Source organism: Pseudomonas sp. RG1, assembly GCF_025910115.1.
In the GTDB taxonomy this organism is placed as follows: Bacteria; Pseudomonadota; Gammaproteobacteria; order Pseudomonadales; family Pseudomonadaceae; genus Aquipseudomonas; species Aquipseudomonas atacamensis.
Window position 1 is genome coordinate 1 of record NZ_JAPCIK010000023.1, and the last position, 22901, is coordinate 22901.

Sequence of the window (22901 nt, forward strand, 5' to 3'; positions counted from 1 at the left end):
CCCGGCGACACGCAAAATCCACTGTGGGAGCGAGCCTGCTCGCGAAGACGTCGGCACATTCAACATCTTCATCGCCTGACCCAACGCATTCGCGAGCAGGCTCGCTCCCACAGGGGACCTGCGTTGCTTGTTTGATTGGGGCTCTGCAGGCCATCAGTACTCAGGCAGGTCCGCCGTTCTTGTCCGGCAGTTGGGCAAACCACTGCGCATACGGTGTATTGCTCACTTTGAATCGGTTGTAATCCGGGCTGCCGTCATCCCACCACACCGGCCCGCGCTCACCCAGCGCGACTTTGGCGTCGTTGACGCGAGCTCTTGCTGACTTCAACGCCTGTGCATCCTCCGCACGCTTTGCCTCTTTGACCGCACGCCGCGCTGACATGAGTTCGGCTACAAATGCCTCACGCTTGGCGGCCGGCAGCGCTGGATTGCTGCAACGCCAGAGTTGCTGCTTGACCACAAAATAGCGGCCATCGGGGGTGGTGGGGTACATGGGCGATATCCTGCGTGATCCAGTCTCAGACCGGGTAGGACAACTCGCCGATGAGTTTATCCAGCGTAATCGGATAAGCGCGCACCCGCACGCCGCAAGCGTTATAGATCGCGTTGGCGATGGCGGCCGCCGCGCCGCTGATACCCAGCTCGCCAACGCCTTTGGCTTTCAACGGGGTTGCATACGGATCGACTTCATCGAGAAAGATTACTTCCTGATGGGGAATGTCGGCGTGCACCGGCACCTCGTATCCGGCCAGATCGTGATTGACGAAAAAGCCGATTCGATGATCCACCGCCAGCTCTTCCATCAATGCCGCTCCTGCGCCCATGGTCATGCCGCCGATGATCTGGCTGCGCGCGGTTTTCGGATTGAGGATGCGCCCGGCCGCGCACACGGCCAGTTGCCGACGCAGGCGAATTTCGCCGGTCGCCGCATTGACCGCGACCTCGGCGAAATGCGCGCCGAAGGTCTGCTGGGCGAAGCGCTGGGCAAGGTCACCGTATTCCATGCGGTCCTCGCCCGTCAGCCCGCCATTGGCTGCGGCCTGAGCCAAGCCAACCTGCTGCGAGCCTGCGCGAATTTGCCCGTCGACAAACTCCGCTTGCTGCGGGTCAATCCCGACGGCGCGAGCGGCGGCCTCACGCAGTTTCACGCACGCGGCATACACGCCGGCAGTGGAGGAGGCCGCGCCCCACTGGCCGCCGGAGCCCGACGATTCCGGAAACCGCGAATCGCCCAAGTGCACCACGACACGGTCCAGCGGCACGCCCATCATTTCGGCAGCGGTCTGGGCGATGATGGTGTAACTGCCGGTGCCGATGTCGGTCATGTCGGTTTCCACGGTGATGACGCCTTGACGATCGAGACGCACCCGCGCCGCCGAAGCGGTCGTCGGTGCGCCGCGAATCGCCGAGGCCAGCCCGATGCCGATCAGCCAACCGCCCTCACGGCGCTGAGCGGGTTGAGGGTTGCGCTGACGCCAGCCGAAGCGTTCGGCCCCAGTGTTCAGGCATTCCACCAACTGCCGTTTGGAGAACGGCCGCGCCGGTTGCTCCGGATCGACCTGCGAATCGTTGAGGATGCGCAGTTGCAGCGGATCCATCTGCAGCTTTTCCGCCAGTTCATCCATGGCGATTTCCAGCGCCATCATCCCCGGTGCCTCGCCCGGCGCGCGCATCGCCGAACCCTCGGCGAGATCGAGCACGGCGAGATTCAAACGGGTCATGCGATTGGCCCCGGCGTAAAGCAAGCGGGTTGACGCGGTAGCCGCTTCGGCGCGTCCGCCGCGCAGATTGCCCGACCAGCTCTCGTGGCCGATTGCCGTGATCACGCCGTCACGGTTGGCACCGATGCGCAGGCGCTGAAGCGTCGCCGGACGATGGGTCAGGTTGTTGAACATCAGCGGCCGCGGCAGCGCGACTTTCACCGGTCGCCCGGCATGTCGAGCGGCCAGGGATGCCAACACTGCGTCGCAAAGAATCGTGCCTTTACCGCCGAAACCACCGCCGATATACGGCGAGATCAGGCGCACATCTTCCTTGGCGATGCCGAGGGTTTTCGCCAGATCGCGCACGCCCCAGTTGATCTGTTGGATCGATGTCCACAAGGTCAACTGCGTGCCACTCCAGCGGGCAATGGTTGCGTGCGGTTCCATCATCGCGTGGGCCTGGTCAGGCGTGCTGTAGTGCTGATCAATTTGCACGGGCGCAGCGTTGAAGGCGCCTTCAAAGTCACCGACGCTGGTCTGCGGCGGCGGGCCGAAGCCGGCCGGTGGCGGTGGGGTTGCGGAGTCTTTCGCAGCCGCCAGATCGAAGGAACCTGGTTCGGCCACGTAGCGGATGTCGAGCAAGCCGGCGGCCGCGCGGGCCTGTTCAAAAGTGTCTGCGACGACAATTGCCACGGCCTGGTGATAGTGATCGACCTGCGGCCCGGCCAAGGCCCTGGCTACGTAAAACTCGCCTTTGGCCAATGGCCCGGCGTTTTCGTAAGTGACGATGGCAATCACCCCGGACGCCTCCCGCGCTTGCGTCGAATCGATCGAGGCAATGCGCCCCTTGCCGATCCCGGCGCCGACGATATAGCCATAGGCGGCGTCCGGCACCGCTGCGTTTTGCTCGTAGGCGTAGGGGGCGGTGCCGGTGGTTTTCAGCTTGCCGTCGATGCGGTCGGCAGGTTGGCCGATGACGTTCAGCTGGTCGATCGGATTGGCGCCGGCCGGGGTGTCGAATTTCATCTGCAAATTCCTTTCAGACAGGCTGGCGGCGCCCAAGTAGCGCGGCGCAGCCATCGATTGACGTCGGATCTCTACGAGCGTAGGCCATCGACGCGCTGCTGATAATGCGCGGTTTCAGGATGGAGTGATGAATCCCGCTCACCAATCCTGACCAACATGACAAATAAGAATACGTTTCAATTACTAATGCGACCGTATACCATGCGCGACGTTTTCAATGGCGGTTTTGCCCTTTGTTCTGGCCTATTCGTAAAGGTTTTCACCTCATGCGTCGAACTCTGCTTTCCATCTGTGTGCTGCAGGCGTTGTCTTCTTCCTCGTGGGCTGATTCAGCCGAACCGACTTCTTCAACGCTTGAGCTGGAAGCCACCGATGTGGTCGGCACAGCGGATTACGAAAGGGCAGACGGCCCGGTGCAAGGCTATCGCGCGACGCGTTCGGCCAGCGCCACGCGCACCGACACTTCGATTCATGAAACTCCGCAATCGATCAGCGTTGTGACCAAGGATGCCGTTGAAGACCTCGGCGCGACGCGTTTGCAGGATGCGCTGGATTACGCCGGCGGCGTCGGGCGCGCGAACAATTTCGGTGGGCAGGGCCTGACCACGTTCACCGTGCGCGGCTTCACCACGGGTGAGTTCTACCGCAACGGTTTCCCGATCAACCGTGGCTACCCGAACATGCCCGACGCCAACACCATCGAGCGTCTGGAAGTACTGCGCGGCCCGGCCACCATGCTCTATGGCCGTGGCGATCCCGGCGGTACCTTCAACGTGGTGTCGAAACAACCGTTGCCCGAGCGCACCGTTACGTTAGGCAGCCAGTTGAACGACCAAGGCATGAAGCGCGGCACCCTCGACGCTTCCGGGCCGCTCGACGAAGAAGGGCGTCTGGCCTATCGCTTGAATGTGGTGGGCGAGGGCGGCGACACCTTCCGCGATCATGTCGACACCGAGCGCTACGGCATCACGCCGGTGCTGAGCTGGCAGGCCAGCGACGCGACCAAGCTGATTTTCGAAGGCGATTTCATGCGCAACAACGCGCCGCTCGATCGTGGCGTGACGCGCTACCCGGCGCAGATCGGCACTGCCTCGCGCGATACCTTCTTTGGCGAGAAGGACGTCGGCAAGCTGCACAACGACAACAACATGGCGCAACTGCGTTTCGAACACATGCTCAACGACGACTGGACCCTGGGCGGTGGATTCCAGTGGCTCGACGGCTCGCTCAAGGGCAATGCGATCGAGGCCAACGGCATTGCCGCTGACGGCCGCACGCTGGGGCGTAACTTCAACTACCGCAAGCTGGAATGGACCGACAAGGACACCCAGCTCAATCTCACCGGGCATTTCGACACTGGCGGTCTGCAGCACACCTTGCTCACCGGCATCGAGTATGAAGATTACGATTACAAGTCGATCATCCAGCGCTCCAGCGGCGCGGTCAGTGCCTACCCGATCGACATCTTCAACCCGGTCTACGGCCAGCCACGCCCGGCGCTGACCCGCACACCGACCCACGATAAAGAGAACCTCAAGACCTACGCCGCGTTCCTGCAGGATCAGGTCGCCCTGACCGACAAACTGAAAGTGCTGGCCGGCGCGCGTTTCGAGCGCTTCGAGCACGATTACGAAACCTACGTGCCCGGCGGCAGGAGCTGGCAGGCCAGCGACAACGCCGTCACCCCGCGTATCGGCGTCACCTACGATTTGACCGATACCCTGGCGGTGTACGCCAACACCGCGCGCTCGTTCAAGCCCAACACAGGCGCCAGTCGCGAAGGCGGCGGCTTCGCTCCAGAGAAAGGCAAGTCCTACGAGATGGGCGTGAAGTGGGAAGCGCTGGATCAGCAGTTGAGCGTCGACGCGGCGATCTACCAGATCGAAAAACGCAACGTGCTGACCACCGACCCGGTGGATTCGACCTTCAGCGTCGCCGCCGGTGAAGTACGCAGCCGTGGTTTCGACGTCAACGTCACCGGCAACCTCACCCCTGAGTGGCGAGTAGTCGGCGGTTACGCCTACGTCGACGCCGAGGTGACCAAGGACAACACGCTGCGCTCCGGCACCCGCCTGCTGAACATTCCGAAGAACAGCTTCAGCCTGCTCAACATGTACGAATTCCAGGACGGCACGCTCAAAGGCCTTGGCCTTGGCACCGGCCTGAAATACGTCGACGAGCGCGCCGGGCAGACCGCCAACACCGCGTTTTCCATGGGCAGTTACACCGTGGTCGACCTGCTGAGCTTCTACAAGGTGAACGACAAAGTGCGCCTCAATCTCGATGTGAAAAACATCTTTGATCGCGACTACGAAGAAGGCGCCTTCGGCAACGTTTACGCCTACCCGGGGGCGCCGCGAACCGTGCAGGTGGGGATTTCCTACACGCTGTAAATCGCCGCAGCGGTTGCCGCCGACCCATGCTGGCCTGAGAGTGGCATGTCGAAATCAGACATCGGCATGCCGCACTCAGGCTAGTTGCGCGGCGGCCGGGCCACGTAAGGTGAAGCATCATTTCGTCGGCAAAGCGTCTGCGTCGCAGCTTTCGCCTGATGCCGCCACCGGAAATGATGATCGCCTGACGCTCAGTCAGTGGCCCAAACGTCGATCATGAGAACAATAAGAACCCATGACTAGCCTGAACCCCAAGGACTCCAACGGTCAGTTGGCGCAAGGTTTCAAACCGCGTCACGTCACCATGCTTTCCATTGCCGGCATCATCGGCGCAGGACTTTTCGTTGGCTCAGGCCACGCCATCGCCGCCGCAGGACCTGCGGTGCTGCTCGCTTATCTGTTCTCCGGTCTGCTGGTCGTGCTGGTCATGCGCATGCTCGGCGAAATGGCCGTGGCGCATCCCGACACCGGCTCGTTTTCCACCTACGCCGATCAAGCCATTGGCCGCTGGGCCGGGTTCACCATCGGCTGGCTCTACTGGTGGTTCTGGGTGCTGGTAATTCCCATCGAAGCACTGGCCGCCGGGCACGTGCTCAATCAGTGGTTTCCCCAGGTCGATGCATGGTTATTCGCCTTGCTGTCGATCGTGCTGCTGGTCATCACCAACCTGTTCAGCGTGTCGAAATACGGCGAGTTCGAATTCTGGTTCGCCATGGCCAAGGTCATCGCGATCATCGGTTTCATCGGCCTGGGTTTTGCGGTGCTGATGGGCTGGATTCCCGAGCGCGAAGCCAGTGGCTTGAGCACGCTGATGGCCGAGCACGGCGGCTTTGCGCCGAACGGCATGTCGGCAGTGGTCGGCGCGTTCATCACCATCATGTTCAGTTTCATCGGCACCGAAGCGGTGACCATTGCCGCTGCGGAATCGAACAATCCGGCGCAGAACATCGCCAAGGCCACGCGCTCGGTAATCTGGCGTATCGGCATCTTCTATCTGCTGTCGATCTTCGTGGTGATTTCCGTGGTGCCGTGGAACGACCCGCAACTTGCCTCGGTCGGTTCCTACCAGCGCGCACTGGAATTGATGAATATCCCTAACGCCAAATTCCTCGTCGACGTGGTCGTGTTGATCGCGGTGGCCAGTTGCATGAACTCGTCGATCTACATTTCCTCGCGCATGCTCTATTCGCTGGGCCGACGCGGCGATGCGCCGCCGGCATTGAAGGTGACTTCGGCGGCCGGCGTGCCACGCGCGGCGGTCATTGCCAGCACGGTGATCGGCGCAGGCGTTACCTTGCTCAGCTATTTCATGCCGGCCGGTTTGTTCCAGTTCTTGCTCGCCAGCTCCGGCGCAATTGCCTTGCTGGTGTATCTGGTGATCGCCATTTCGCAGTTGCGCATGCGCCGCCGGCTGGAACGGGAAAAGGTCGAAATGACCTTGCGCATGTGGCTGTTTCCCTGGCTCACCTGGCTGGTCATCGCCTTTATCTGCGCGGCGTTGGCAGTGATGATGATCACCCCTGAACACCGCCTGGAAGTGACTTCGACCATTGGCCTGGCGCTGCTGATCTCGTTGATTGGCCTGGTCACCAGCCGCCAGCACCGGCCGACGGGCAGAGTGGTTGCGGTGAGCAAAGCCTAAGCAAACAACGCCTTGAGCCCACGGGAAAACCAGCCGTTCGGGCTCGAAGGCAGATGCTCACGTTGATTGAATGAGCCCGTCAACGCGCAGGTTTCACCGGCGAGTGAACCCATCAATTGCGGCAGCAAAAAGCTGCGTTCGCATTCACTGGCGGACAGTCCGGTGTTCTCTTGCGGCCAAACGACGTTGGTTTCGGCAAACGGCTTCATGGCGCACCTCCTCATGATTCAAACGTCCAGCACCAGGGTTTCGCTGCCCTGCGCCGGGGCGGCGCAGCAGATCAGCACTTCGTCGTCCGCCAGGCGCATGGCCGGCGGGGTGAGGTAATGCACCTGGCCGCTGGTAAGGCGGGTTTTGCAGGTGCCGCACGAGCCGCCGCGACAGCTGAACTCCGGATTCAAGCCACGTGCCTCGGCCAGTTCCAGCAAGGTGCCGCTGCCCGGTTCCCAGCGTGCTTCCTTGCCGGACGTCGCAAACAATACCTTGACGGGTTCTTCGGCGACCGGCACCTGCGGCGGCGCCGGGGTGCTGATTTCGACATCGCGGATCAGCGTCGACGGGCCGAAGGTTTCGGCGTGGATGCGATCGTCGGGAATGCGCATTTTGCGCAAGCCGTCGTACAGCGCCTGAGTGAAGCTGCCCGGGCCGCACAGGTAGAAATCGTAGTCATCCAGCGGCAGCAGGCTCTTCAGCAGGGCGACGTCGATGCGCCCGGCATGATCGTAACCCTGCGCTGTTGCGTCCAGCGGCGGCTGGCTGACCACGCGCAGCACCTTGACCTTGTCACCGGCGCGCGCAGCCAAGGCGTCGATTTCTTCGCGAAAGGCCAGATCCTCGACGGTGCGACTGCTTTGCACCACCCAGGTCGGGCGCATGCGGCTGATGCGTTTGCCCTGATAGACCACCTCGCGCAGCATCGACAGCAACGGCGTCACCCCAACGCCAGCGGCCAACAGCACCAGTGGCCGGCGTTCGGTGGCGTCGACGGTGAAGTCGCCTTGCGGCGCGCGGGCTTCGATCAAATCCAGTGCCTGAACCCGATCATGCAGATGCGAAGACACCGAGCCATCGCGTTTGACGCTGATGCGCAGGAATTCGTCCGACGGCGCGCTGGACACGCTATAGGTGCGGATCGACGCGGCGTCCTGACCGTCGAGCAAGACCTTGATCGGCAAGTGCTGGCCCGGTTCAAAGCGCGGCAGGCCGAAGCCGTCGTTGGCTTGCAGGTAAAAGGAGCGGATCTGCGGACTCTCATCGACCACCCGCGTGACGTGCAGCGCGCGCCATTGATTGCGCAGCGCCTCGGCCTGCAAACGCTCGCGGGTCTGTTCCCAGCTGCCGGTCATTTGCGAATTGGGCGAATCGCCTTCCGGCTGCTCGGCCCAGCGCAGTGGCAGCGCGGCCTGACGGTAAACGATGCGCTGCGGCTTGAAGCGCCACAGGCGCTCGGCGCCCTGGAACGCGGCGATTTGCGGATCGTCGAGCAGCACTTCTGCGCTGCCGGTCATCTGCAACAGATCGCCGCTTTCGAAATCGATAAAGGTCAGCCCGGCGCGCGGGTTGAGCAGGATGTTGCCCAAGGTGTTGAAGAACAGATTGCCGGAGAAATCCGGGATGGTCAGGGTGCCGTCCTCGTCCATGTGCACGAAGCCGGATTTGCCGCCGCGATGGGACACGTCGACTTGGCGCTCGCCGTCGCGCACCACGTAAGTGGCCACGTAGAACGAGTCAGCGGCGGTGATCATGTCGCGCACCAAGGGTTCGCTGACCGGCAAGTCGAGCGCGTTGTCGGTGGTCTCATCGACGAACGCGTAGTGGCGCAGATTGATGTAGCGCGGGCAGTTGCCGTAAGCCTGGGTGACGCCGATCTCAAGAATGTTGTCATCGCGGCGGCTGATATTGCCGTTCATGCGATTGCGCCGACGGGTGTGCAGCTCGATGCCAAGCATGCCGATCGCATCGCCGGGTTGCAGGCCTTGATTGGCCGGGTCGTTGGGCTGCGCGTCGAGTTTGATCTTCAGCACCTGAGGCGACGGCGAATCCATGAACCCCGGTTGACCGGTGCGCAGCGTCGCCCACGGGTCGCCCTGGCTGTCGACAGCGCCGAGCACGACGAAGGGCAGTTGCGCATAGAACTCGCGGTGCTGGTCCGGCATCCAGTCGCGGGCCAGTTGCCGCTGGCCGACACCGACCATCATCTCCACCGCGCCGACGGCACGTTGCAGGGTCAGCTCACCTTCATGCCAGGGCGAGGGCTGCGGTTTCGACGCTGTGTCCATTTCGATTCTCCTCGGGTACAAACGGGCCGGTGAGCCGCCAGGGGCTGAAGCTCAAGTGGGCTCATGTTCGCCCTCGGCCAGTTGCGAGGGAATGGCCAGAAACTGCAATCCACTGTTTCACTCGGTGAAATGATCCCTGCGCGCGCCTAAGGAGGCGGGTGATTATTTCACTGGCTGAAATGCTCGATTGTATTTGCTGAGGATTCCGCGATTTGCGGCAGGGGAGCAGGATGAGCCCCATCGACACGATCAGCGGGTCGACCTCAAATAACCAGGAGCACGTCATGTCCCAGTCAGCCGTCAAACTGTACCGCCATCCGTTGTCCGGCCACTCGCACCGCGTCGAGTTGATGTTGTCCCTGCTGGATGTGCCGACCGAACTGGTGTTCGTCGACCTGATGAAGGGCGCCCACAAAACCCCTGAATTCCTTGCCCTCAATCGTTTCGGCCAAGTGCCGGTGATTGATGACAACGGCACGGTGCTCGCGGATTCCAACGGCATTCTGGTTTATCTGGCGAGCAAATACGGCAACGGCCAGTGGCTGCCGAGCGATCCGGTCGAACAAGCCAAGGTGCAACGCTGGTTATCGGTCGCCGCCGGGCAGATCAGCTCGGGTCCTGCCACGGCGCGCTTGATCACTGTGTTCGGCGCCGGTTACGACGCGGCTGATGCGATCAAGCGTTCCCACGCTTTATTGCAAGTGATGGAAGACGAGTTGGCCAACAGCGCATTCCTTGCCGGCGACAAGGCAACCGTCGCCGATGTGGCCGCCTACACTTACGTCGCCCACGCACCGGAAGGCAATGTCTCGCTGGATGAATATCCGAATGTGCGGGCGTGGCTGGCGCGGGTCGAGGCGCTGCCGAAATTCGTCGGCATGCAGCGCACAGCGGTGGGCCTGCAAACAGCTTGACTCACAACGATGCACATCCCCTGTGGGAGCGAGCCTGCTCGCGAAAGCGGTGTGTCATTCAACGGTGATGTTGACTGACAGAATGCCTTCGCGAGCAGGCTCGCTCCCACATGATTTCACTGTGTTTTCGAAGTTTTTTACAGGTTCCCACCTATGGATCGTTTTCAGGAAATGCGCATGTTCCTGGCCGTGGCCGAGGAGGGTGGCTTTGCGGCGGCGGCCCGGCGTTTGAACACCTCGCCCCCCAGCGTCACCCGCGCCATTGCCGCGCTGGAGCAACGCATCGGCACGCGCCTGTTGTCGCGCACCACGCGCAGCCTGCACCTGACCGAAGCCGGGCATCGTTATCTGGACGATTGCCGAAGAATTCTGTGCGACGTCGACGAAGCCGAAGAGGCCGCTGCCGGCAGTTATCGGGTGCCGTGCGGGCACTTGAGCGTGACCGCGTCGGTGTTGTTTGGCGAGTTGTTCATCGCGCCGTTGCTGGCGCAATACGTCGACGCGTTTCCTTCGGTGCATCTGAAGGCCTTGCTGGTCGATCGCGTGGTGAACATGGCGGAAGAGGGTATCGATGTCGCCGTACGCATCGGCCATCTGCACGAAAACAATCAGCATGCAATCAAGGTCGGCGAGGTCCGCCAAGTGATTTGCGGCACCCCCGATTACTTCGCCCGCTATGGCCGACCGCAACATCCGAACGAGCTGAGCCGCGCCAATATCGTCATGTCGTCCGCCAGTCATTTGCTCAGCGATTGGCAATTCGCCCATGCGGATGGCCCGTTGAGTTTTCGCTTCGAACCGCGTCTGGTGGTCACGGCGAATCAGGCGGCAATCAACATCGCCAGTTCCGGTTGGGGCATTACCCGGGTGCTGTCTTATCAAGTCGCCAGCCAGGTTGCGGCCGGTGAACTGGAATTGGTGTTGCAGGCATTTGAGCCGCCGGCGTTACCGGTGCAACTGGTCTATCTGAAACATCCGCGCGTACCGGCGAAGGTGCGCACGTTTGTCGATTTCCTCAGCGAACGTCTACAACATCATCCAGCGCTGAAAGCCGTGAACAGGGTTCACGGCTAAGGCTTCAAGTTTCAATTCAGCGACGGATCACTTCGCGGCCGCAGCGGTTTCGATCAGGCTGGCGACGGCTTTCGGGTTGGACACCATCACCACGTGCGACGCGCCTTTGACCACGACGGTCTGCTTGGAGTGCGCGCGCTCGGCCATGAACGCCAGGGCTTGCGCCGGGATGTTCTTGTCCTGGTCACCGTAGACGAAGTACGACGGCACGGTTTTCCATGCAGGCTCGGTGGCGGCTTCGTTGAGCGCGGCGACGGTCACCGGGCGCTGGGTGGCGGCCATCAACTTCGCATCTGCCGGGGAAACATCGGCTGCGAACTGCTCATGGAATTTGTCCTGCTGGATGTACAAATCCTTGCCACCATCGGCCAGCTCAACCGGGGCCGACAGGGTCGGGCCAAGGGTGCTGCCGGGGAAACGCCCGGACAATTCGGCTGCGGTTTCACCCTTTTCCGGGGCAAAAGCGGCGACGTACACCAGCGCTTTGACATTGGCATTGCCGTAAGCGGCTTCGCTGATCACCGGGCCACCGTAGGAGTGGCCGACCAACACCACCGGGGTTTTCACGCTGGCCAGTACATCCGCCACCGATTGCGCATCACCCTTGACTGAGCGCAGTGGGTTGGCAGCGGCGATCACCGGGTAGCCATCCTTTTCGAGAATCTTGACCACGCCGTTCCAGCTGCTCGAATCGGCGAATGCGCCGTGTACCAGTACCACGGTCGGTTTAACGGGGGCGGCGAAGGCGGCGGTGGCACCAAACATGGCGGCGGTAAGGGCGAGGGTAACGAAGACTTTGTTCATGGTGATGTCCTGTCGATTGATTAAGGTAGGAATGGAAGCGACAGTGGTATTTAGCGCGCTAAATGTGTCAGTTGTGTGTGCGCACGGCCGAACTTCGCATGCGTATGTATCTGTGTCGGCGAAAGCTACACGCTGATACAAAGCGACCCATCCGTTCAGATCGCGCGGCGGATCTTGCCCGGGGCCTCGCCGTAGGTTTCCTTGAATTTTTTGCTGAATGCAGCTTGGGACTGATAGCCGACCTGCACGGCAATGTCATTCAGGCCCAGATGCGAATGGCTGAGCAGACTGAACGCCAGCTCCATGCGCAATTGAGTCAGCAGCACCCACGGCGACACGCCAGCGACCCGGGCGAAGGTGCGCATGAACGTCGCGCGGGACATGTTCGCGGTGTCGGCCATGGCTTCGATGGTCCATTCGTGCGCCGGGTCGGCCAGTATCGCCTGACAGGTTCGGCCGAGGCGCTGGTCGCCTAGCAGCGCCAGGGTGCTCTTGTCCTGCTCCGCACGGGCCAGATGCGCACGCAGAATCAAGGTGAACAAGGCTTGGGACAGTGAATCGAGGAGGAACCGCGCGCCCGGCTGTTCGCTGTCGGCTTCGCTGCGCAATAGCGCGACCAGGGCGGTCAGCGGCGCATCCACCGGCAAACCATCGTTGGCAATCAACAGGTAATCGGGGAGGGCGGCGAACAGCATCGACGCGCGGTTGTAATGAAAGCCACCGCAGAGCATGTCCAGATCGGCGCTCGCGCCGCCCAGCCGATAGATCGGCAACACCCCGCCGGGAATCAGCGTTGGCGACATCGGCGCTACGTTTTTGCCGTCACTGTGCAGCACATGCGGCGTACCCCGTGGCAACAGCAGAATATCGCCGGCGCGCATCGCCAGGCGTTGTCCGCTGGCCAGTTCAACCCGGCATTCACCTTTGAGCACGACGTGGTAGGGCGCCTTGCCCAAGGCTTCTTGTTGATGATCGCGCGCCCAATCGCCTTGAAACTGGCAACGCAGATCGAGGCTGCCGCGCACGTTGGCCAGGCTGATGAGCTTATCGAGCGAGTTCATTGGCACCCATCACGAAGGAATCCGCAAAGTTGAGACGATTGAGCAAGACGTTGAGCATGACCGACAAAAGCGCGATTCGGTAGCACCGCAGACTGACTCCACTTTCATTGATCTGGAGAAGTCGCATGTTCACCTCAATCAACGCCGGACTACAACAGCTCGGCAAACTCGATCGCCTAGGTATCCCGCTGATGCGCGTGGCCATCGCCATCGTCTTCCTGTGGATCGGCGCGCTGAAATTCGTCCCGTACGAAGCCGACAGCATCACGCCCTTCGTCGCCAACAGCCCGGTGATGTCGTTCTTCTACGAACACCCGCAGGACTACAAGGCGCACCTGACGCATGAGGGCGAGCTGAACGCCGACAAGCGCGCCTGGCAGACCGCGAACAATACCTACGGCTTTTCCACCGGGCTTGGCGTGGTGGAAATGCTCATCGGTCTGCTGGTCCTGTCCAACCCGCTGTCCCGCCGCACCGGCCTGCTCGGTGGCGCGCTGGCGTTCGCTACGCCGCTGGTGACCCTGAGCTTTCTGGTTACCACGCCTGAAGCCTGGGTCGCTGCGCTGGGCGATGGTCAGCATGGCTTTCCCTATCTGTCCGGCGCCGGACGCCTGGTGCTCAAAGACGTCCTGATGCTCGCCGGAGCGCTGCCGGTCATGGCCGATTCCGCGCGCCAATTGCTGACTGAACGTCAGGCCTGAATTCCTCATCCTTTATAGAGAGATCACACGATGAAAACGTTTATTGCTTTGACCCTGACCATCCTCGCCGGCAACGTCTTCGCCGCCACCGAACCTGCGCAGACCGGCGTGCCACTGGACATCGCCAAAACCATCAGCATCACCGACACCAGCGCCGCCTGCGGAATTGTTCCGGTGGAGGTCGTCTATGAAGACAGCCACGGCCAGCGGCATGTCGCCACGTACAACGTGCTCGGCGATGGCTGCGGTGGCGATTAGCTCAGGTTTGGCCCATAACTGCAGCGGACTCGAATTGCTCAGTCCGCTGCAGCGTTTCCGGAACGCCGATCAACAGCAGCAGGAATGCTGCCGCTGCAACCCCGGCGAGGGTCAGGAATGCCGCGCTGTAACCGGCGGCCTCGACGACGAATCCGGCCAGCCCATTGCTCAGCGCCGCGCCAAGGCCAAATGCTGTGGTCAGCGCGCCGAGGCTGACATTGAAATGCCCGGAGCCGAGGGTGAGATCCTTGACCATCACCGGGAACAGCGCGCCGAACAGCCCAGCGCCGACGCCGTCGAGCAACTGCACGGCGACCAGCCAGTACGGATCATCCGAGAAGGTGTAGAGCAAGCCACGCAGCGGCAGGATCAGAAAACCCGCCAGCAATAACGGTTTGCGCCCCCAGACATCGGCTTTCGCACCGGCCAGCAGCGCCATCGGCACCATCACCAATTGCGCGGCGACGATGCACGCCGACGTCAGCGGCGTGGCCATGTGCAAGTTGGCTTGGGCGAGTTTCTGGCTCACCAGCGGCAGCATCGCCGCGTTGGCCAAGTGAAACAGCGCACAGCACAGGGCAAACATCAGTAACGGGCGATTGCTCAGCAGTACCTTGAATCCGGACGGCTGATGGCTTTGATCGCCAGGCTGCAAACCGCGCGCGACGTCGTGATCTATCGCTTCGGCCGAAACGAACAGCACGGCAATCACACTGGCCAGCGCCATGACCGCCATCAGATAAAACACCGCCACCGGACCGAACAGATAGGCAAACAAACCGGCCAATAACGCCGCGCACGCGTTGCCGGCATGGTTGAACGTCTCGTTGCGACCGGTACGCCGGGTAAATGCTCGTGGGCCGGTGATGCCCAGGGTGATCGCGGAAATCGCCGGGGCGAAAATTGACGCTGCCGCCGCGCTCAAGGCTTGAGTCAATGCCACCAGACTGAATGACGAAATGAACGGCAGCAGCAGACAACTCACCGTCACCAACAGCGCGGCGATGATGATCAGCGCACGTTTCGCCCGGCTGCTGTCAACCAGCGCACCAGCGGGCGTCTGCGTGACCAGCGCGGCAATGCCGGCGAGGGTCATGACCACGCCGATGCTGGCCGGGTCCCAGTGGTGCACGGCGAGCAAGTAGATGGCGAGGTACGGCCCGAGGCCGTCGCGGACATCGGCGAGAAAGAAATTCAGACTGTCCAGCGAGCGGTTGTTGCGGCGATCGAGATGGCTGATCACGAGGGCAGTCTCTTGAAAGTGAGGTCTGCGTAAATGTATCAACCTCGGCAAACCTAATGACCGAAGCGGCGGGGGATTAGTTGCAGGACGGCGGAGCAGTTGCTGCTCCGCAGATATTCATGCATCAGGCGTTTGCAGTACTTCGATCCATAACGCGCCTTTGCCGGAGGCCGCTTCACCGACACGCTTCAGCGCGCCATCCTTGCTCACCGCGTACGTACCGACCTTGGCGCTTTTCTCGCCCGTCACCAGCAGCCAGCGGCCATCGGGGGAGAAGGCGATATTGCGTGGTTGTTGTTCCTGCACTGAGTAGTTATCGAGGAACTTCAGTCCTCCGGTTGCCGGATCCACGGTAAATGCCGAAACGCTGCTGCTGGTGCGCTCACTCATCAGCAGCAGTTTTCCATCCGGCGACATGCGCAGGTCAGCGGCCCAGACGCGCGGGGTCGGGTCGTCTTTCAGGTCGTTGTTGCGCGCATCCCGAACTTCGCCGTGAGCCAGTTGCAAACGTTCGGGAATGCCATTGGCTTCAGCAATTCGGGTCAACGCGCCGCTGGCGTCGTCAATTGAAAACGCAGTCACGGTGCCGCTCATTTCGCCGACGACGTAAAGGAATTTGCCGTTGGACGAGAACGCCAGGTGCCGAGGCCCGGTTTTCTCCGGAACACTGACCGCGCCGCTGCCGATCGGGCTGAGTTCGCCAGTCTTGGCGTCCAGGCGATATTGCAGCACCTGGTCGGTGCCCAAGTTGCCGGCGTAGGCAAAGCGATTGCTCGGCTCGGTGCGAATCGAATGCGCGTGCAGGCCGGTCGGGTAGCGCAGGATGTTGGCGGAAGGCTGATGATCCTCGCCGATCTTTTGAACGCTAAGTGCATCGGCGCCGTAGGACGCGGCGAGCAGGTAGCGACCTTTTCGATCGGTCGACAGGTAGGCCATGCTCTCTGCCAGGGGCGCTTGGGTAAACTTTGTCAGATGACCGCTTTTGGAGTCGATCCGATAGCCCAGAACCTGGAAAGGCTTGACCCGCAACGCTGCAAACAGCACTTTGCCGTCCGGGGTGAGCGCCATCGGATTGACTTGGTCGCCGGCCTGGATCTGCTCAACGAGGGTCAGTGCGCCGTTGTTCTGATCGAGGCGGTATTGCGAAATGAGACCGTCACCGGGGCTTGAAATATAAGCGAAGGTAGCGGCGTTGGCCGTCACGCTCAGAGCTGAAGCGAGCGCAGCGATCAAGAGGGTTCTTTTCATCATTTTCAGCCTTATTGTTGTTGTGATCAGTCATCCTATGAGTGATTGGCTGGGCCATCAATGGCTATTTCGTGGGCCTGTAACGTCGCTACGCTTATTTGACGTGCTTGTTCTAGATGATTTTGATCAGCGGAAATGACCGGAGAGGGTGGTCGTGATTGAGGTTTGACACATTTCTACATACTCTCCCGTTAGCGTTGTTGTACGACATCCTACCTAATGTGCGCAGTGCAACAACTCTCACAAAAACAATAACGGAGATACCCCTATGACGAGCATGGCTCCACTCGATCATCAGGCCGCTGCAAAACCGCAAAACCTGTTCCTGCGTACGCTGAAACTGCTCGGCCCTGGCATTATCGCCGTGCTGTCGTGGCTCGGTGCGGGCGATCTCATCACGTCGTCAGTGGCCGGTGCGAATTACGGCTACGCAATGATGTGGGTGCTGGCGGTCTCGCTGTTGCTCAGGTACCTGATCGTCAACATCATTGCCCGGTTCCAGCTGTGTAATAACCAGGGCATGACCATCCTGCAGGGCTACGCCCAGCTCAACCCGGTGTTTGCCTGGTTCATGTTGGTTTATGCCTTGTTGATGGGGCACTTGATGAACGCCTACATGATCAAGGGGGCAGGGGAGTCGCTGGCGATGCTGTTCAAGATCGATCAGCCATTGCTGTGCTCGGTGGCGGTGGTGCTGGCGGTCTGGATGCTGGTCGGGCGCAACATCTACACGATGATCGAAGGCGTGATGAAGCTGCTGCTGGCGATCATGACCCTGGCGTTCATCGCTTTGGCGGTGATGTCCGGTCCGGATGTCAGCGGCATCATCAAAGGCACCATCGGCTTCAGCATTCCACCGGACGAAGGCGTGCATGGCGCGTTGCTGGTGGCGGTTTCAGTGATCGGCGCGGTTGCCGGCTCGATCGCCAACTTCGTGCACCCCTATGTCATGCGCCAGAAAGGCTGGACCGGGCCGCAGCACAAGCGCATTCAGCGTAACGATCTGCTGTTTGCGGTGTTCGTCGGGATCATCATCAACCTGGCGATCTGGATCGTCGGTGCGGAAATCCTGCGGCCCAACGGCATCGAGGTGAAAACCTTGGGCGATCTGGGCAAGGCGCTGGAAATCTTCTTCGGCCCGATCGGCTGGTACGTGTTCTTCATCGGCGTGTTCGCGACGCTGTTCGCCAGTATTTCAGGCAAGACCACGGCGTTTCCGATGCTGATCACCGATGCCTTCCAGCATGTTCGTCCTGAGCGTCGCGAGAAGTACGGTAAAGAGTTCCATCACGACCCGATGCACAAGTGGTTCATGCTGTTCATCCTGGTCACGCCGCTGATCTGGTCGATGCCGGGCATGCCGGATTTCGTCACACTGACCATTGGTGTCAGCGCATTGAACATCATTGGTTTGCCGGTGATTTCCCTGGGCTTGCTGATCATGTCCAACCAGAAATCGCTGCTGGACAAGCAATATCGCAACAACCTGTTTGAAAACATCGCGCTGATGTTTGCTACAGGTCTGGCGCTATGGGTAGCGTTCCAGTTGGGCGTTGATCTGTTTACTTGACGGGAAGCAGTCGAGGGGGCACACGCCCCCTCGAATCGCCGCTTACAGCGGCACATCCATTTCGATCCGGCGCCAGGCCGCTTCGGAAAAGCTGTACACCGAAAACGCGATCAGCCCTAACGCCATCAGCATCAACAGCACGCCGCCTGCCGGCAGATTCTGCAAAGCATCCAGCGCTTCCTTCATGCCGGGTGGATTGGTTGCCTGGTAAACCGAGCCACTGACCGCCATCAACACTGCAATCTCGATAAACACCACGCCTCGGGCGATCAAGCCAAAGCGCGACACCGGGCGCACGTAACGCATCACTTCGTCATCCGCTTCGAAGTACTTCTCGAACGAGGCCTTCCAGCCTTTGATGATGTGGGCGATACCGACACCGAGCGGGATCAGCGCGATCAGGTAGATCAACAGGTTCGAATGCTCGAATGACAGCAGCTGCGCGAGCAGATCCTTGGTCTTGCCATCGCCGGAACCGCCGGAACTCCTGAGGCCACTCACCAACAGACCCAAGGCAAAGAAGGCCAGCGCCGCGTTGACCAGACCGCCGGCGAGCAAACCTGCGCGAATGACCAGGCCTTTGAACTCGCTGCCGTGGTGGTCGACATCGCGGATCGCTTGCAGCGCACGCCAGGCGGCGAAGGCCAGCAGGCCGGCGACCACAACACCGATCAGCACGTAGCCGAAGGGCTGGCTGAGCAACGCTTCGAGGCTTTTGTGACTGTCTTTCGGTTTGGTGGAGTCGTGCGCCGCCAGCAGCGCGAAGATGCCGATGATCAGATACAGAACGCCGCGCGCGGCGTATCCGCCTCGGGCAAGCAGGACAAGTGTGTGTTGAGTGGACATGGGATTTACTTCCAGGGAATCGATGTGAAGCAGACCCGTGGACGGAGCAGGGGTTCGATAAATGCGTCGCCGGTGGGCGACGCGCGCTTTATCAGCCTGCCATTCAGCGCTCGCCTTGCTTCGGCGTCATAACGGCGTGGTCAGCGAAAACGGAATGCGCAGCTCTTCGACCGGCCCTGAATCCCGGCCGCACATTTCGTCGTGCACGCATTGCTGCACCAGCACGCAGGGAAACGCCGGCACGGTTTGCAGCAAGTCGCGAAGGTGGGTGATTGAACGCAGGTGCATTGGCTTGGCCGCGTCATCGAGCAAGGTGAACTGGCCCTGATCTACGCGAATTCTCGCCAGATAAAATCCACCTTCGAGTGACAGCAGCTCCAGTTCGCGAACTTCACTGTTGGCCGCACGTTCGGTGAGGGTTTGCAGATTCATGCTTCACTCCTTGCCTACCAGGGCAGGCGTTCTCCATCGTAGGCGAAGAAATGGCCGCTATCGGCCGGCGTCAGCGTGTCAATCAGACTCAGTAATTGCGCAGCGGCAATGTCTGCCGGGCGGGCGCTTGCGGCTCCGCGAAAAGGTTGCGACAACGGCGAGACCACCGTGCCCGGGTGCAGGCTGAGCAAGCGACTCTGCGGTCGCGTGCGCGAAAGCTCGATGGCGGCGGTCTTGATCAGCATGTTCAGCGCAGCCTTGGAGGCGCGATAGGCGTACCAGCCGCCCAAACGGTTGTCGCCGATGCTGCCGACTTTTGCCGAAAGCATCGCCATCGCGCCTTGAGGTGCAAGCAATGGCAGAAAGTCGCGCAGCAGCAATGCAGGCCCCAGCGTGTTGACTTGAAACACGGCCTGCAGCGACTCGGCTTCGATTGCGCTGTAGCTTTTTTCCGGCTTGATCCGGTCACGATGGAGGAGGCCGGCCGCGTGAATGATCAGGTGAAAGGGCGCTTCGCCTGCCAGTTCGGCGGCGGCGCTGGCGATCGTTTCGGGCTGCTCGAGGTCGAGCTTCGGCACAGTTTTGCGTCCCAACGTACGGACGCTGGCGCAGCGTGGATCCTGGTTCAAATGTTGGCAGAACGCCGTGCCGAGGGCGCCACTGGCGCCGATCACCAGAGCGCGATAACCGTCGCCGAACGAGGCCAGGGTCAACCCACTGCTCATGGGTTCGCTCCAGCGTTCTGGCGCCGGAAGAACACCGTCACCTGACCGACTTCGAAACCCCACTTGGACATACGGGTGCGGTTGATCAACGTGTCTTCGTCGACCAGATACATCCAGTCGTCCATGCTCATCTCGTAAGTCGAGTCGTCGACCGGCAGATTCAGGCGATAACGCCAGTGGAAGGTGTTGCCTGCGATTTGGCCCTGCGCAATCCCGACCACATCGTGCGCGCGACCGTTCCACTGACCATTGCCCCCGGGAGTGAGGGTCCAGACCCGACGCTCACGGGTGCCGTCGCTGTAACGGAAGCGCTCGTCGAGGATCAGGTTTTCACCTTCACGACGGCTGGCAATATCGACCTCAAACCGCTTGACCACTTCGCCGTTGCGCTTCTGAAACATCCCCCAGGCTTTGACGGGCTGACTGAAAAACTGCTCCAGATTCAAAGCCGGTTGCTGATCCGCATAACGAGCAACATCGACACTGCCGCAGCTTGCAATGCTGAGCGCCAGTCCTAACAGCAGCAGAAATCGGGTCATCTTCCTACTCCTTGAGCTTGTACAGTTAACAGGCTGTGTATAGGTCTAGCGCCGGCCGATCAGCTGGAGAAATTCCTGCCGCGTCGTCGAGCTGTCGCGAAAGGCACCGAGCATGACCGAGGAGGTCATGATCGAATTCTGCTTCTCGACACCGCGCATCATCATGCACATGTGCCTGGCTTCAATAACCACCGCGACACCGGCAGCATCGGTGATCTGCTGGATCGCCTGAGCAATCTGCCGAGTAAGGTTTTCCTGGATCTGCAGGCGCCGCGCGAACATGTCGACCACCCGCGCCACCTTCGACAGCCCCAACACCCGGCCAGTGGGGATATACGCCACATGCGCCTTGCCGATAAACGGCAGCATATGGTGCTCACACAGCGAATAGAGCTCGATGTCGCTGACGATCACCATCTCATCGCTCTGCGACTCGAACAGCGCACCGTTGGTGACGTCTTCCAGGCTCATCGCATATCCGTTGCACAGGTATTGCATCGCCTTGGCGGCGCGCTGGGGCGTGTCCAGCAAACCCTCGCGTTCCGGGTTCTCACCGACGCCAACGAGGATTTCACGGTAATGGCTGGCTAGTAGTGGGCTCATTCGGGTTACTCGTGGCGGTGCGGGTTAGGGACACTGTCGGGCGAAAAGGTTGTACGCATACAGGTTGGCTGTATAGGTTTTATTGAAGATAGGCTGAAAAGGATCAACTGACAACGCATCGGTGGTTTTTTTGTGCGGGTTTGGGATTTCAGGCAGGACAAACCTGGGGTCAGGTTTGGTGAGCGGCTTGCGTGGCGCCGATGTGCGGGCGTCTCAGCTCATAGCTGCCGGTGGCGGATGGCAGCTATCGGCCAGAGCGTACGCCCAGCGAACTTTTTTCAACCCAAAGCGCTCGTCATCATGTTCAAGTATTATTGCGTCGATGCTCGGACTGTTCATAGGTAGGTTGATGCATGGCCAGAAGCGTTAGGCTTCAACAGAAACTTCATTCAAAGTATCTCGTTGAGGTAGCGGGAGAGGTGGTGCTTGATGACTGCCTTGTTGAAAAGCTATGGGCGCTCAACAGAGGTGACCGGTTTGAGTTGAATTCACGCTCCTTCGGTTTTGGACCTGTTCAAAAATACCGCTTGGAATACGTGATAACGAGAGGCCCCATTCCTGGGCATTGGCTCTACAAAGAATTTGACCCAAAGGAACTGACATTATTTTTTACGGCAAAAGACTTTGCCGGCATTTGCCATGGCTGGACCTTGTTTGACGAGTGACCATTCACGGTTCGCTGCGTGGGAGGCAGCTTCCGGCCAAAAACAGTCATTCAGGTATGCCGATAAAACCATAATCGGCCATAGGTAGATGGATGTAGATTTATTGCCTCAACGAGCTTGCAAGAGCGAGCCAACCAGCGAGCCTTTGACCTATCGAGTACTCGACACGCTAGCTTGTCTGGACGGGTTTCGAGGTTGTCAGAGTTCATGGGTTGCCATAATCGGATGCACGAGAATCGGCCACGCGAGTGATGAACTCACGTACCCATTTGAAGCCGGCGTGCCCATCCGACCGCTCATGCCAGAACAAGCCAATCGCAAAACCTTCCACCGGCAAGGGAGGGGCTACGCACAGCAGTTGCTCGCTGCGACCGTCTACAAGACGACTTGGAACCAGGGCCACACAATCCGACTGCGCGACCAACTCCGGTACTGGAAGGAATGACGACGCTGAATGAACGACGTTACGCCGCAGCCCGTGCGCTACCAAGGCGTGATCCACCGAGGTAGAGAAGCCTCCGCCGCGCAGTGACACCACGACATGTTCCAGCTGCGCGAACTCATCCACGGTCAGGCCCGCGCGCAGGCTTGGATGCCCACGACGCCCGATCAGCACGTAACTCTCATCATAGAGGTGTTGCGAGTGCAGTGCGGGCGGAACCCCGTTCATGTTTATCACGGCCAGATCCACCTCGCCGCGGGTCATCTGCAGCTCCAGCTGTGGTATGTCCAGGACGCGCAGTGCGATGCGGACACCCGGCGCTTCGCGTCGCATGGCGACAACGAGATGTTTGATCAAAACCGCCTGCACGTAATCCGTGCAGGCGATTGATACCGTCAGGCTCGCCGTCGCGGGCTCGAAATTCAGGTGAGTAGTGACGGTCGCCCTTACCTGGTCAAGTGCCTGGCGAAGCGGCACGAGCAGCTCCAAGGCTTTGACGGTGGGCGTCATTCCACGCTGCGCGGGGATCAGAAGAGGGTCGTTGAAGACGTCGCGCAGACGGCTCAACTGAGCGCTGACTGCTGGCTGGCTCAAATGCAGACGGGCGGCAGCCCGGGTCACGTTCTGCTCAATGAGAAGGGCCTCCAACGTCACAAGCAGATTTAGATCAAGGCGTCTGGTATCCATCGATCTTATGTTAGCAGCAAAATTTCGCGATTTCACAGATGGCCCG

General features: G+C 60.6%; 22 protein-coding genes. 8 read left to right on the forward strand and 14 right to left on the reverse strand.

Annotation, left to right across the window (positions count from 1 at the left end; all coding sequences use genetic code 11):
• Positions 1–160 precede the first annotated feature (160 nt).
• Both OK411_RS14545 and paoC read right to left on the reverse strand, forming a co-directional pair.
• Positions 161–493 (reverse strand): hypothetical protein, encoded by a 333-nt coding sequence (locus OK411_RS14545; RefSeq protein WP_264365217.1) that lies wholly within the window; start codon positions 491–493, stop codon positions 161–163.
• A gap of 25 nt (positions 494–518) precedes the next feature.
• On the reverse strand, positions 519–2729 hold the full coding sequence (gene paoC / locus OK411_RS14550; RefSeq protein WP_264365218.1) for an aldehyde oxidoreductase molybdenum-binding subunit PaoC: 2211 nt from the start codon (positions 2727–2729) through the stop codon (positions 519–521).
• Between the two features lie 266 nt (positions 2730–2995).
• Between paoC and OK411_RS14555 the strand changes: the two genes are divergently transcribed.
• Together OK411_RS14555 and gabP are read left to right on the forward strand one after the other, a co-directional pair.
• A complete protein-coding gene (locus OK411_RS14555) occupies positions 2996–5122 on the forward strand; it encodes a TonB-dependent siderophore receptor (protein WP_264365219.1) in 2127 nt (708 codons plus the stop codon).
• Between the two features lie 235 nt (positions 5123–5357).
• Complete coding sequence (gene gabP, locus OK411_RS14560) at positions 5358–6764, forward strand: GABA permease (RefSeq protein WP_125927078.1); 1407 nt, start codon at positions 5358–5360, stop codon at positions 6762–6764.
• Here the strand turns inward: gabP and OK411_RS14565 are convergent.
• Together OK411_RS14565 and OK411_RS14570 are read right to left on the reverse strand one after the other, a co-directional pair.
• Positions 6761–6973 carry a hypothetical protein gene (locus OK411_RS14565; protein WP_122610583.1) on the reverse strand — a complete coding sequence of 71 codons (213 nt, stop codon included), beginning with the start codon at positions 6971–6973 and terminating at the stop codon, positions 6761–6763. The genes gabP and OK411_RS14565 overlap by 4 nt on opposite strands.
• A gap of 18 nt (positions 6974–6991) precedes the next feature.
• On the reverse strand, positions 6992–9043 hold the full coding sequence (locus OK411_RS14570) for a pyridoxamine 5'-phosphate oxidase family protein (protein WP_264365220.1): 2052 nt from the start codon (positions 9041–9043) through the stop codon (positions 6992–6994).
• Positions 9044–9327: 284 nt separating this feature from the next.
• On the opposite strand from OK411_RS14570, the gene OK411_RS14575 reads away from it, so the two are divergent.
• Together OK411_RS14575 and OK411_RS14580 are read left to right on the forward strand one after the other, a co-directional pair.
• The gene (locus tag OK411_RS14575) at positions 9328–9957 is read left to right on the forward strand and encodes a glutathione S-transferase family protein (protein WP_110600537.1); all 630 of its coding nucleotides are present in this window, start codon (positions 9328–9330) and stop codon (positions 9955–9957) included.
• 153 nt (positions 9958–10110) lie between these two features.
• On the forward strand, positions 10111–11031 hold the full coding sequence (locus OK411_RS14580; RefSeq protein WP_016774781.1) for a LysR family transcriptional regulator: 921 nt from the start codon (positions 10111–10113) through the stop codon (positions 11029–11031).
• A 27-nt stretch (positions 11032–11058) separates the two neighbouring features.
• Here the strand turns inward: OK411_RS14580 and OK411_RS14585 are convergent, their stop codons facing one another.
• Both OK411_RS14585 and OK411_RS14590 read right to left on the reverse strand, forming a co-directional pair.
• On the reverse strand, positions 11059–11835 hold the full coding sequence (locus OK411_RS14585; protein WP_136493314.1) for an alpha/beta fold hydrolase: 777 nt from the start codon (positions 11833–11835) through the stop codon (positions 11059–11061).
• 155 nt (positions 11836–11990) lie between these two features.
• The gene (locus tag OK411_RS14590) at positions 11991–12896 is read right to left on the reverse strand and encodes an AraC family transcriptional regulator (protein WP_136493315.1); all 906 of its coding nucleotides are present in this window, start codon (positions 12894–12896) and stop codon (positions 11991–11993) included.
• A 125-nt stretch (positions 12897–13021) separates the two neighbouring features.
• Here OK411_RS14590 and rclC point away from each other — a divergent pair, with 125 nt between their 5' ends.
• Both rclC and OK411_RS14600 read left to right on the forward strand, forming a co-directional pair.
• Positions 13022–13597 (forward strand): reactive chlorine resistance membrane protein RclC, encoded by a 576-nt coding sequence (gene rclC / locus OK411_RS14595; protein ID WP_264365221.1) that lies wholly within the window; start codon positions 13022–13024, stop codon positions 13595–13597.
• Positions 13598–13627: 30 nt separating this feature from the next.
• Positions 13628–13855 carry a DUF2790 domain-containing protein gene (locus OK411_RS14600; protein WP_073476256.1) on the forward strand — a complete coding sequence of 76 codons (228 nt, stop codon included), beginning with the start codon at positions 13628–13630 and terminating at the stop codon, positions 13853–13855.
• Position 13856: 1 nt separating this feature from the next.
• Here OK411_RS14600 and OK411_RS14605 read toward each other — a convergent pair whose 3' ends face one another.
• Positions 13857–15098, reverse strand: a complete 1242-nt coding sequence (locus OK411_RS14605) for an MFS transporter (RefSeq protein WP_264365222.1) — start codon at positions 15096–15098, stop codon at positions 13857–13859.
• Positions 15099–15215: 117 nt separating this feature from the next.
• A complete protein-coding gene (locus OK411_RS14610) occupies positions 15216–16349 on the reverse strand; it encodes a lactonase family protein (RefSeq protein WP_264365223.1) in 1134 nt (377 codons plus the stop codon).
• A 274-nt stretch (positions 16350–16623) separates the two neighbouring features.
• Here OK411_RS14610 and OK411_RS14615 point away from each other — a divergent pair, with 274 nt between their 5' ends.
• The gene (locus tag OK411_RS14615; RefSeq protein ID WP_371699886.1) at positions 16624–17916 is read left to right on the forward strand and encodes an Nramp family divalent metal transporter; all 1293 of its coding nucleotides are present in this window, start codon (positions 16624–16626) and stop codon (positions 17914–17916) included.
• A gap of 42 nt (positions 17917–17958) precedes the next feature.
• Here OK411_RS14615 and OK411_RS14620 read toward each other — a convergent pair whose 3' ends face one another.
• The 5 genes from OK411_RS14620 to folE form a co-directional block, all read right to left on the reverse strand.
• Complete coding sequence (locus OK411_RS14620; protein ID WP_056786090.1) at positions 17959–18762, reverse strand: DUF1206 domain-containing protein; 804 nt, start codon at positions 18760–18762, stop codon at positions 17959–17961.
• A gap of 126 nt (positions 18763–18888) precedes the next feature.
• Positions 18889–19194, reverse strand: coding sequence for a DUF6482 family protein (locus OK411_RS14625; protein WP_016774774.1), 306 nt, complete (start codon positions 19192–19194; stop codon positions 18889–18891).
• Positions 19195–19208: 14 nt separating this feature from the next.
• Positions 19209–19919 (reverse strand): SDR family oxidoreductase, encoded by a 711-nt coding sequence (locus OK411_RS14630; protein WP_264365224.1) that lies wholly within the window; start codon positions 19917–19919, stop codon positions 19209–19211.
• Complete coding sequence (locus OK411_RS14635; protein ID WP_264365225.1) at positions 19916–20458, reverse strand: DUF3833 domain-containing protein; 543 nt, start codon at positions 20456–20458, stop codon at positions 19916–19918. The genes OK411_RS14630 and OK411_RS14635 overlap by 4 nt, the downstream gene beginning before the upstream one ends.
• A 45-nt stretch (positions 20459–20503) precedes the next feature.
• Positions 20504–21061 carry a GTP cyclohydrolase I FolE gene (gene folE, locus OK411_RS14640; RefSeq protein ID WP_016774771.1) on the reverse strand — a complete coding sequence of 186 codons (558 nt, stop codon included), beginning with the start codon at positions 21059–21061 and terminating at the stop codon, positions 20504–20506.
• Between the two features lie 353 nt (positions 21062–21414).
• Between folE and OK411_RS14645 the strand changes: the two genes are divergently transcribed.
• Positions 21415–21726 carry a hypothetical protein gene (locus tag OK411_RS14645; protein WP_264365226.1) on the forward strand — a complete coding sequence of 104 codons (312 nt, stop codon included), beginning with the start codon at positions 21415–21417 and terminating at the stop codon, positions 21724–21726.
• A 205-nt stretch (positions 21727–21931) separates the two neighbouring features.
• Here the strand turns inward: OK411_RS14645 and OK411_RS14650 are convergent, their stop codons facing one another.
• Positions 21932–22855, reverse strand: a complete 924-nt coding sequence (locus OK411_RS14650; protein WP_264365227.1) for a LysR family transcriptional regulator — start codon at positions 22853–22855, stop codon at positions 21932–21934.
• Between the last annotated feature and the right edge of the window lie 46 nt (positions 22856–22901).

Bases quoted from the DNA above. Each gene is read 5' to 3' on its own strand.
- OK411_RS14545 (WP_264365217.1), bottom strand. From the start codon at position 493: ATGTACCCCACCACCCCCGATGGCCGCTATTTTGTGGTCAAGCAGCAA.
- paoC (WP_264365218.1), bottom strand. From the start codon at position 2,729: ATGAAATTCGACACCCCGGCCGGCGCCAATCCGATCGACCAGCTGAAC.
- OK411_RS14555 (WP_264365219.1), top strand. From the start codon at position 2,996: ATGCGTCGAACTCTGCTTTCCATCTGTGTGCTGCAGGCGTTGTCTTCT.
- gabP (WP_125927078.1), top strand. From the start codon at position 5,358: ATGACTAGCCTGAACCCCAAGGACTCCAACGGTCAGTTGGCGCAAGGT.
- OK411_RS14565 (WP_122610583.1), bottom strand. From the start codon at position 6,973: ATGAAGCCGTTTGCCGAAACCAACGTCGTTTGGCCGCAAGAGAACACC.
- OK411_RS14570 (WP_264365220.1), bottom strand. From the start codon at position 9,043: ATGGACACAGCGTCGAAACCGCAGCCCTCGCCCTGGCATGAAGGTGAG.
- OK411_RS14575 (WP_110600537.1), top strand. From the start codon at position 9,328: ATGTCCCAGTCAGCCGTCAAACTGTACCGCCATCCGTTGTCCGGCCAC.
- OK411_RS14580 (WP_016774781.1), top strand. From the start codon at position 10,111: ATGGATCGTTTTCAGGAAATGCGCATGTTCCTGGCCGTGGCCGAGGAG.
- OK411_RS14585 (WP_136493314.1), bottom strand. From the start codon at position 11,835: ATGAACAAAGTCTTCGTTACCCTCGCCCTTACCGCCGCCATGTTTGGT.
- OK411_RS14590 (WP_136493315.1), bottom strand. From the start codon at position 12,896: ATGAACTCGCTCGATAAGCTCATCAGCCTGGCCAACGTGCGCGGCAGC.
- rclC (WP_264365221.1), top strand. From the start codon at position 13,022: ATGTTCACCTCAATCAACGCCGGACTACAACAGCTCGGCAAACTCGAT.
- OK411_RS14600 (WP_073476256.1), top strand. From the start codon at position 13,628: ATGAAAACGTTTATTGCTTTGACCCTGACCATCCTCGCCGGCAACGTC.
- OK411_RS14610 (WP_264365223.1), bottom strand. From the start codon at position 16,349: ATGATGAAAAGAACCCTCTTGATCGCTGCGCTCGCTTCAGCTCTGAGC.
- OK411_RS14615 (WP_371699886.1), top strand. From the start codon at position 16,624: ATGGCTCCACTCGATCATCAGGCCGCTGCAAAACCGCAAAACCTGTTC.
- OK411_RS14620 (WP_056786090.1), bottom strand. From the start codon at position 18,762: ATGTCCACTCAACACACACTTGTCCTGCTTGCCCGAGGCGGATACGCC.
- OK411_RS14625 (WP_016774774.1), bottom strand. From the start codon at position 19,194: ATGAATCTGCAAACCCTCACCGAACGTGCGGCCAACAGTGAAGTTCGC.
- OK411_RS14630 (WP_264365224.1), bottom strand. From the start codon at position 19,919: ATGAGCAGTGGGTTGACCCTGGCCTCGTTCGGCGACGGTTATCGCGCT.
- OK411_RS14635 (WP_264365225.1), bottom strand. From the start codon at position 20,458: ATGACCCGATTTCTGCTGCTGTTAGGACTGGCGCTCAGCATTGCAAGC.
- folE (WP_016774771.1), bottom strand. From the start codon at position 21,061: ATGAGCCCACTACTAGCCAGCCATTACCGTGAAATCCTCGTTGGCGTC.
- OK411_RS14645 (WP_264365226.1), top strand. From the start codon at position 21,415: ATGGCCAGAAGCGTTAGGCTTCAACAGAAACTTCATTCAAAGTATCTC.
- OK411_RS14650 (WP_264365227.1), bottom strand. From the start codon at position 22,855: ATGGATACCAGACGCCTTGATCTAAATCTGCTTGTGACGTTGGAGGCC.